Consider the following 9,070-nt stretch of genomic DNA (forward strand, 5'->3'; position numbering starts at 1 on the left):
GTTTTTGGGGCTGCTGCGCAGCCCAACGCGGGCAAGCCCGCTCGCCACAACAAGATGCATGCAAGCCATCGATGTTTATGTTCAAGGGAGGGAGGTGACATGTTCGACTGGAATGACTTGCGGTTTTTTCTCGAGTTGCAGCGCAGCGGCCGTTTGCTCACCGCCGCGCAGCGTCTGAAAACCACCCACGCCACGGTGGCGCGTCACATCGAAGCCATCGAGAAAAGCCTCGGCACTGCATTGTTTGTGCAGCACGCCCAAGGCTACGAACTGACCCCCTCCGGCGAAGCCCTGCTCAAACATGCTGAAGCCATGGAAAACGTCGCGCTGCTGGCTGAAGACGAACTCACCCATTCTGCTGCGCCCCTGGGCAAGATCCGCCTCGGCGTGGCTGAAGGCCTGGGGGTTATGTTCCTCGCCAGCCGCATGGGTGGGCTGTTCGAACGCTACCCGGGGCTCGAAGTGGAGCTGGTGGCGGTGCCGCGCTTTGTCAGCATCCTCAACCGCGAAGCGGAGATCAGCATCCACCTCGAACGCCCCAGCGTCGACCAACTGGTCACGCGCAAACTCACCGACTACCGACTCGCGCTCTACGCCAGCCGCGCTTACCTGGAGCGCCACCCGCCCATCGAAAAGCGCGAAGACCTCGCTGTTCACTCATGGATCGATTACGTCGACGACCTGCTGTTCAGCCAGGAACTGAAGTTCCTTAGCAGCTTCTGCCGCAATCCCAAGGTGGTCTTCCACAGCACCAGCGTGATCGCCCAGCACCAGGCCGCGCGCTCGGGGCTGGGGATCGCCGTGTTGCCATGCTTCATGGCGTCAGGCGACCCCGACCTGGTGCCGTTGCTGCCAGGGGAGGGCATCCAGCGCAGCTACTGGATCAGCTCGCGCCGGGAGTTGCACAAGTCGGTACGGCTGCGGGTGTTGTGGGATTACGTGGTGGAGTTGTGCGCGCGCGAGCAGGGGTTGTTGCTGGGCGAAACCAACTGAAGGCACCGGATCAATACTGTGGGAGCGGGCTTGCTCGCGAATGCGGTGTGTCAGTCGACCTATTAGTGCCTGATTCACCGCATTCGCGAGCAAGCCCGCTCCCACATTGGAGGTGTGTGGAATCACTCAACCGCGTCAGGCGCGCAACTCAAACTCGGCACTCCCCAGCCTTTCCCCATTCACCAGCACATGCACCAGATGCTTGCCCGGATAGTGCTTGCGCGTTGTCAGTTCGCGAATGTGTTGCTCGCGGCTGATGCGTTGCTGCTCACGCGCACCGAGGGTAAACGCCTTGAGCTTGAACACCTTCGCCGCGCTATGCCCGGCGCTCTTCACATAGTCGATGGCGTAATCCACCACCAACTTCTGTGGCGCCGGGGCGGTGGATTCCAGGGTGAAGGACAGAGTGATGCGTTCGCCGAGGTTGATCACCGCTGGCGTGACCATGAGATGGTGGATCTTCACTTCGGCCTTGGCGCCAGCGCCCATGAGCGTCAGCGCGCGGGCATTGCCCTGCTTGATCAGGCTGCGCAGGGCGTGACGGGCGATCCAGGCGGTGTGCGGGTTGTCCAGGTTCCAGCCTTCGATCTGGCTGAGCACCCAGTCTGGGTGGTCCTTGGTGATGTCGTTGAGGTGGTTGGCCACGGACTTGCGCACGTACAGGCTGCTGTCGGCCTTGAGGTTGTCGAGGATCGACGCGCACAGCTGCGGGTTGGCTTGCACTTGGGCCAGGCGAAACGACCAGGGCAGGCGGGGGCGCGAGCCTTCGCTGGCGAGGCGGCGCACGTGTTCGTTGGGGTCCAGCGACCAGGCCTGCAGCACCGCCAGGGTGCGTTTGAAGTCGTGCAGCAAGAAGTAGCGAATGGCGAATTCGGCAGAGCCAACGGTGGTGAAGTATTTGAGCGCAGCCATGGAGCGCTTGAAGTCATCGCGCCCGTAACTTGCCACGTAGTGCGGCAGGAACAGGCTGACAAACCCGCTGTTCAGGCGCGGGGCCAGGGCGTAGAGCAGTGTGAGGGTTTGCGGGTAATCCAGTGGGATCACGGCGTGCAGGCTCTCGCTGACCCGCGCCATGCGCTGCATCACCGACAATTGGGCCAGCCCCGAATTGGCATGCTCGAGGAAACCCTTGGCGTCGAACGCCGGGTACACCGCCGTCATTTCGGCGGCGATGTGTTGCAAGCGTTCAAGGTTGAAGATTTCCTTGAGGGCTGGGGCGCTTTGCTCGGTCATCGGTGATCCAGAAGGTTAGAGAAACCAGCGGTATTCCCGCGCATTGATCTCTTGTTGAAAGGCCAGGTGGTCCTGGCGTTTGTTCTCGCAGTACACGTCGACAAATTCGCCGCCCAGCTTATCGCGTACTACCGGTTGATGCTGCATGGCGCGCACGGCCTCAAGCATTTCCAAAGGGAAATCGGCGCCGCTGGTGCGGTCCTCGTTCAGCGGCGCGATGGGCTCGCGCTTGGCCTCAAGCCCATGTTCAAGCCCGGCCAGGATCGCCGCCAGCACCAGGTAGGGGTTGGCGTCGGCGCTGGCCAGGCGGTGCTCGATGCGCAAGTTGCGCGGGTCGGATTCGGGGATGCGCACGCACGCGTCGCGGTCTTCAAACCCCCAGCTGGCACGGGTGGCGGCGTTCACCGTGCCGCCCAGGCGGCGCAAGGCATTGTGGTTGGGTGAGAAGATCGGCATGCAGTGCGGCAGCAGTTCCAGGCATCCGGCTACGGCATGGCGCAGCGGTTGCTGCTGGTGGGCCGCCAGCAGGTTATTGCCCGCGCCGTCATACAGGCTGACATGCACATGCATGCCGCTGCCGGGGTGGTGCAGGTAGGGCTTGGCCATGAAGCTGGCGCGGTAGCCGTGTTTCAGCGCCACACCACGTGTGCTGCGGCAGAACAGGGCGGCCCAGTCGGCGGCGCGCAGGCCGTCGTCGAGGTGGCCGAAATTGATCTCGAACTGGCCGGGGCCGAGTTCGGCGGTGATCACCGTGATGTCGATGCCCTGGTCCTTGGCGGTCTGCGCCATGTCATCGAGCACGGCACTGAAGCGCGACAGCCGCTCGATATGCAAGGTCGGCTGGTCGTCGGCGTCGTCGCTGAGCGGGTCGCGGGCGAATTGCGGCAGGCCGTTGTCGAGTTTCTTGTCGAACAGGTAGAACTCCAGCTCAAACGCGACGACCGGATGAATGCCTTTGTGGTGCAGGCGCTCCAGCACCTTGGCCAAGACTTCTCGGGGTTCGAATTCGATGGGCGCCTCGGTGCCATCCGAGGTGATCAGCATCTGCCCCAATGGCTGTGATTCCCAGCTCACCGGCTTGAGCGTACCGGGCACCAGGCGGCGGTTGGCGTCCGGGTCGCCGTCGTGGAAGCAGTAGTCGCCAATCTTGAACAACCCACCCTGGGCCCCCAGCAGCACGGCGTTTTGCGGCAGCTTCAAGGGGCTGCCGGCGGCGACCTTTTCGAGCATCTCCACCGGGTAGCGCTTGCCGTAGAAATGCCCGGGAATGTCCAGGGCGATCAGGTCGACGTAACGCACCTCGGGATGGTTCTGGCGAAAGGTCCGTACTTCGGCCAGCAACGTGGAAGGTTGGCTTTTCACGGGGGGGGGGGCTCCTAGTTATAAACCCACAGCACGCGGGCGGGCAGGTCGGTCAGGTTGGCGTAGCGGCAATGGGCGAAACTGGCCAGGTGGAAGCTGTCACCGGGGCCGAGGGTGACCGAGTCGGCCTCGCCCTCGACCCACAGCGTCAGCTCGCCTTCGAGCACAAACCCGGCCTGCTCGGCGCGGTCGCTCATGGTCTGTTCACCGCTGTTGGCGCCAGGGGCCAACAGGCTGTCGAGCATCGAAAACGCGCCACTCAGGCTCGGTGAAACGAGGATGTCGGTGATGCCGTTGGCGTAATACACCGTGCGCCGCTCGTTGGGGCGGGTGATCCAGTCCACGGCCTTGGGTTTGGGTTGGCTGTAGAAATACGTGGTGGGCACGTCCAGGGCGTGGCTGATGGCGGTCAGGTCCGCCACCGTCGGGCGTGACAGACCGCGTTCCACCTGGGACAGGAAACCCACCGAGCGCTCGATTGTGTGTGCCAGTTGGGCCAGGGTGAGCTTCTTGTGCTTGCGCAGGTCGTGGATGAGCGCAGCGAGGGTGGCGAGTTCTTCTTGTGGCGTCATGAAATTTATGTCGAATAATTTCATGAAAAATTACAGGAATTATTTCATGTCATCAAGCGCGGCTGAATGATTCCAAACCGCTGCGGTCCGAACCTGGGTACGCGCCATTCATTCAAGGAGCACCCATGAAGTCCAAGACCCTCGCCGCCTGCCTGCTGGTCGCCACCAGCCTGTCCACCGCCAGCTTTGTCGCACAGGCCGGTGATACCCCGCAGGAAACCGTGCAGCCTTCCAGTATCAATACCCGCGATCTGAAAGAAGGCGACCGTGCCCCCGACATGCTGATGCGCAAGGAATCGGCCGTCAGCGACTGGAAAAAGCGCGGTCTCAAGCAGCCTGAAGAAGACAGCCAGTGGACGCGGGTAGGTGACAAGTTTGTGCTGCTCAAGACCACCAACGGCACCATTCTCGAGATCACCCCCGTCAAGAAATGACCGGCGTTTTTTGCCTGTTCTTGCGGTAAGGTAACCGGCCTCGATGGTCGCGTTACCTTCAAAGAAAGAGAGCAGGATGCTTGCCACAATAAGAAACTACCCGCGTACCGTAAACCTGTTGTTGTCCGCCACGTTGATGCTCACGCTGGCCAAGGCGATTACCTTTCCCTACCTGGTGATTTACCTCACCAGCCACTTCGCGCTCGACATCACCCAAGTGGGCCTGGTGATCGGCAGTTCGCTGATCGTCGGTTCATTGCTCAGTGTGTATGGCGGTTTTCTGGTCGACCGCATCAACAGTTATCGGCTGCTGCTGGGCTTGAGCGTGCTGTTTGTAGTGGGCTTTCTCGGCACGCTCATCGCGCAGAATATCTGGGCGTTCTATAGCTGCCTGATCCTGATCAACCTGGCGTACGCGGTGATCGACATCGCGGTCAAGGCCGGCTTTGCCAGCCTGCTGCCCGAGGATGCGCGCAGCGAAGTGTTTTCGATCAAGTACACGCTGACCAACATCGGTTACGCCGTGGGGCCGTTTTTTGGCGCGATGGTGGCCAAGCTGGACATCAGTCTGCCGTTTATTTTGTCGGCGTTATTGGGCGTGGGGTTTTTCCTGCTGTACTGGCGTTGGGGCGACCGCACGCTGACCACCGCCGAGCCCGCGCAGAAGCCGGTGGCGTTCCTCGCCGTCGGCCGCGTGTTGCTGCGCGACCACCGCCTGGTGTGCTTCACCCTCGGCGGTCTGCTCAGTGCGGTAGTGTTCGGCCAGTTCACGGCCTACCTGTCGCAGTACCTGGTGACGACTACCTCCGCCGACTACACCTACACGGTGATCAGCGCCGTGCTCACCACCAACGCCGTGCTGGTGATTGCCTTGCAGTACGTGATCGGCCGACGCATCTCGCACCGTTATCTGAGCCAGTGGCTGATTCTGGGCTTGAGCATGTTCATGCTTGGGTTGATCGGGTTTGCGCTGTCCACCAGCGTGCTGTGGTGGGTGCTGGCAATGGCGGTGTTTACGGTGGGGGAGATCATCGTGTTCCCGGCCGAATACATGTTTATCGACCGAATTGCCCCGGACCACTTGCGAGGCATGTACTACGGGGCGCAGAACCTGTCCAACCTCGGGGCCGCGCTGGGGCCGGTGTTGTGTGGGCTGGTGCTGGCCAGCCTGCCGGCCCACTACATGTTCTTCATGCTGGGGGCGTTTATCGTCGCGGGTGGGGTGTTCTATTTCATTGGTTCGTCGTTGAAGGCAAGTCATCCAGCCTGAGCTTGCCCATGTTGTTGCTTTGCAGTTCGTAGCGCAGTTCTTCCACCATCTTTTCCACTTCCTGCGGGGTCTGCAGCCGGTTGGTGCTGATCCCCGTCACCACCAGGTCCACCCGGCCGGTGTCGGCGTCATAGACCTTGAGGGTCAAAGACGCATCCCGGCAGAGGGTGAACTCGCACGTCAGCGGCGCCAGGCCTTCTTCGATGCAATTTCGCAGTTGAGAGAGCGTAAACATGAGGGTTCCTTCAAGGTGTCGTTTCAACACGGCACAGGTTCAAGGCCCTGTGCTCACCCCTTGAAGGTTAAGGATTGCAACCGCGTGGGATAAGGCGAATTCGCACTAACAGCACTAGTGCATTTGCACTGTCAGCGCGTATTTTTGACGCGCAATTCACCGGCGAAAAGCCCGCGTTCACGGGCCCAAACGATGGCCGCGCTGCGGCTGTGCACCCCCAGTTTTGAATACACCGTGGCCACATGGTTGCGCACGGTATTGGGCGCCAGTTTCAAGCGTGACGCGATTTCCTTGTCGGCCAGGCCTTCGCAGATCAACCCAAGCACATCGCGCTCGCGGGCGGTGAGGTCGGTGAAGTTGACGTTGGGCAGGTTTGGGCTGTTGACGCTCTTGGCGTTGGCCAGTTTTTCGATCAGTGTCTGGCTGAACCAGGACGCGTCTTGCATCACTTCCTCGATGGCCGCCACCAATTCCAGCTCCGAGCGTTTGCGCTCGGTGATGTTCATCAGCACCAGCAGGTAGCACGGTACGTCCTGGATGATCACGGTGTCGGCCGACACCACGCAGTCGATCACTTCGTTGCCTTTTTTGCGCACCTTGAGGTCCAGGCCGTCAAGGTTGCCGGCTTTTTCCAGGGTCGCGAACAACTGCGCGCCGGCCTGGGCGCTGTCGATAAAGTCGATGTCTTCGATGGCCTTGCCGATCAGCTCTTCGCTGAGGTAACCGGTGATGCTCATGAACGCTTCGTTGACGTCCACCACCTGGCGGTTGGCGGCGTTGCACACCAGGGTGGGCACCGGCGTCAGACGGAACGACTTGGCGAAGCGTTCCTCGCTTTGACGCAGGGCGATTTCCGCCTTGCGACGCGGCTCCAGGTCGGTGAAGGAAAACAGCATGCAGTCTTCTTCGTTCATGTCCAACGGCTGGCCGGCGACAATCACCAGTTTGCTGCCGCCTTCAGGCAGGCGCAGTTCGGCCTGCATCTGCGGGATGGTCGCGCCTTCGCCCAGGCGTTGGATGGCCAGGTCCTTGCGCTCGGCCTGCTCGAGCACGTCCAGCTCATAGACGGATTTGCCGATGACCTGGTCGCGGTTATACCCGGTCATTTCCAGAAAGCCCTGGTTCACCTTGATGTAGCGCAGGTCGCTCAAGCGGCAGATCACCGCGGGTGCGGGGTTGGCGTTGAAGGTTTTTTCGAAGCGCTGCTCCGCGCTGGCCCATTCGGTGGCGTCGCTGAGGACAAGTACCAGCAACTCCGGCTCACCGTGCGAGTCGGTGATCACCAGGCTGCGCAGGCGGTGAACCCAGGTTTTATCTTCGTCATCACGGGGCGTGACTTCCACTACCACGTCGCTGAACTCTTCACCCGCAGCCGCACGGGCGAGGGGGTAGTTGTCCAGCTGCACCGGGTGGTTATTGCGATAACGCAGGGCAAAGCGTTCGGCGTATTCCTGGGTATTGGCGCCCAGGGCCATCACGGCTTCGACGCCGTGCATGGTCAGCGCGGCTTCATTGGCCCAGAGGATGGTTTGGTCGACTTCCGCGAGGATGATCCCGTCAGATAACCCGGAGATGATCTGCTGCAGCTGGCGGCGGTTGGTTTCTTTGGCGAGGACATCCTGGCTCATGGTTTCTCCGGGGAAAAGGCGCATAAACCTCGGACACACGGGGCTCAGGATAGTGCAAAGAAATTACAGATGGGGGAGTGCAAATGCACCACGCTGCATGGTGCATTTGGCCCGCGACTGAACGTATGTCCTTTCGCCACACTCACACCCATCAAGGCAGATTGCCTTGCTCCTATAACTTGTGAAGGGCCTTTGTATGACCACTGTCTATGAAACCAATCGATCGTTGTTTCGCGTGTCCTGGAGCTCGGTATTGGCCGGTAGTGCAATTGCACTGGTCACCTACCTGGTATTGAGTGTGCTCGGCACGGCCATCGGCGCCAGCGCCGTTGACCCGATGGAGGCGGGTAACCCGCTGAGCGGTTTCGGGACGGGGGCCGGGATCTGGCTGTTTGTGTCGACATTGGTGGCCATCGCCCTTGGCGCGTTTGTGGCTGGGCGCACTGCCCCTGACCGTGGCGGCCTGCACGGCGTATTGACCTGGACCCTGACCACCTTGTTCACCACCTGGCTGCTGGCCGGCCTGGCTGCGAGCGTGGTCGGCACTGCTGGCAACGTGGTGGGCAAAGGCCTGTCGGCTGCCGGTAGCGGTATTGCCGCCGCAGCGCCAGGGGTCGGCGACAGCATCAAACAGCAGTTGAACGAGCAAGGCATCCAGCTGGACTGGAACAGCCTGCAAGGCCAACTCGATACGTTGCTCAAGCAAAGCGGCAAGCCGGAGCTGGACCCCTCCAACGTTGAGCAAAAAACCGACCAGGCAGCTGCCGATGGCAAGCAGTCGGCAACCGACGCGGCGACCAACCCCGCCCAGGCCGGTGATGAGCTCAAACAGTGGTTCGAGCGTGTGAAAGCCTCTGGCGAGCCTGCGTTGAACGCCGCCGATAAAGACGCGCTGGTCAACATCGTTGCTGCCCGCACCGGCAAGAGCAAGGAAGAAGCCACGCAGATCGTCGACAACTATGCCCAGGCTTACCAGCAAGCCATGCAGAAGGTCGATGAACTCAAGCAACAGGCCGAGCAAAAGGCCCGTGAAGCCGCTGAAGTGGCAGCCAAGCAAGTGTCCCGCGCTGCCTGGAGCACCTTGGCGATGTTGCTGTTGGGCGCCGCGTTGAGCTTCTTTGTAGGGCGTATCGCACTGACTACCCGTCGCGTGCCATTGGCTTAACCTGAATCTGCGGCAGGGACGCCGCGCTTTAAGGGCAGCTTAGGCTGCCTTTTTTTGTGCTCATGAGTGCGGTTGTACGTGCACCGACGACCCATCCACTTTCATGCTTGCCAACCCCGCCCAATTCTGCGAAAACCCCACCCTTTTACACCTTGAACGGGCCCGCCATGAACCACGA

9 protein-coding genes are annotated in these 9,070 nt (G+C 61.2%); 4 read left to right on the forward strand and 5 right to left on the reverse strand.

The window, feature by feature from the left end:
- The first annotated feature begins 99 nt into the window (after positions 1-99).
- Positions 100-993 (forward strand): LysR family transcriptional regulator, encoded by an 894-nt coding sequence (locus GIW02_RS26440; protein WP_236422198.1) that lies wholly within the window; start codon positions 100-102, stop codon positions 991-993.
- Between the two features lie 135 nt (positions 994-1,128).
- Here GIW02_RS26440 and GIW02_RS26445 read toward each other — a convergent pair whose 3' ends face one another.
- From GIW02_RS26445 to GIW02_RS26455, 3 genes are read right to left on the reverse strand one after another with little or no spacing between them, the layout of a single operon-like run.
- Positions 1,129-2,226 (reverse strand): DNA alkylation repair protein, encoded by a 1,098-nt coding sequence (locus tag GIW02_RS26445; protein ID WP_236418018.1) that lies wholly within the window; start codon positions 2,224-2,226, stop codon positions 1,129-1,131.
- Positions 2,227-2,241: 15 nt separating this feature from the next.
- Positions 2,242-3,588 (reverse strand): glutamine synthetase family protein, encoded by a 1,347-nt coding sequence (locus GIW02_RS26450; RefSeq protein ID WP_236418016.1) that lies wholly within the window; start codon positions 3,586-3,588, stop codon positions 2,242-2,244.
- Between the two features lie 14 nt (positions 3,589-3,602).
- Positions 3,603-4,160, reverse strand: coding sequence for an XRE family transcriptional regulator (locus tag GIW02_RS26455; RefSeq protein ID WP_236418014.1), 558 nt, complete (start codon positions 4,158-4,160; stop codon positions 3,603-3,605).
- A 125-nt stretch (positions 4,161-4,285) separates the two neighbouring features.
- On the opposite strand from GIW02_RS26455, the gene GIW02_RS26460 reads away from it, so the two are divergent.
- Both GIW02_RS26460 and GIW02_RS26465 read left to right on the forward strand, forming a co-directional pair.
- Entirely contained in the window at positions 4,286-4,594 is a 309-nt protein-coding gene (locus tag GIW02_RS26460) for an RcnB family protein (protein ID WP_236418012.1), read from the forward strand.
- A gap of 76 nt (positions 4,595-4,670) precedes the next feature.
- The gene (locus tag GIW02_RS26465; RefSeq protein WP_236418011.1) at positions 4,671-5,864 is read left to right on the forward strand and encodes an MFS transporter; all 1,194 of its coding nucleotides are present in this window, start codon (positions 4,671-4,673) and stop codon (positions 5,862-5,864) included.
- Here the strand turns inward: GIW02_RS26465 and GIW02_RS26470 are convergent.
- Both GIW02_RS26470 and GIW02_RS26475 read right to left on the reverse strand, forming a co-directional pair.
- A complete protein-coding gene (locus GIW02_RS26470; RefSeq protein ID WP_101268531.1) occupies positions 5,827-6,099 on the reverse strand; it encodes a DUF1652 domain-containing protein in 273 nt (90 codons plus the stop codon). The genes GIW02_RS26465 and GIW02_RS26470 overlap by 38 nt on opposite strands.
- 131 nt (positions 6,100-6,230) lie before the next feature.
- Positions 6,231-7,727, reverse strand: coding sequence for a helix-turn-helix transcriptional regulator (locus GIW02_RS26475; RefSeq protein ID WP_236418008.1), 1,497 nt, complete (start codon positions 7,725-7,727; stop codon positions 6,231-6,233).
- A gap of 196 nt (positions 7,728-7,923) precedes the next feature.
- On the opposite strand from GIW02_RS26475, the gene GIW02_RS26480 reads away from it, so the two are divergent.
- A complete protein-coding gene (locus tag GIW02_RS26480) occupies positions 7,924-8,892 on the forward strand; it encodes a hypothetical protein (protein ID WP_236418007.1) in 969 nt (322 codons plus the stop codon).
- Positions 8,893-9,070 lie beyond the last annotated feature (178 nt).

Source organism: Pseudomonas syringae (genome assembly GCF_021606685.1).
In the GTDB taxonomy this organism is placed as follows: domain Bacteria; phylum Pseudomonadota; class Gammaproteobacteria; order Pseudomonadales; family Pseudomonadaceae; genus Aquipseudomonas; species Aquipseudomonas syringae_R.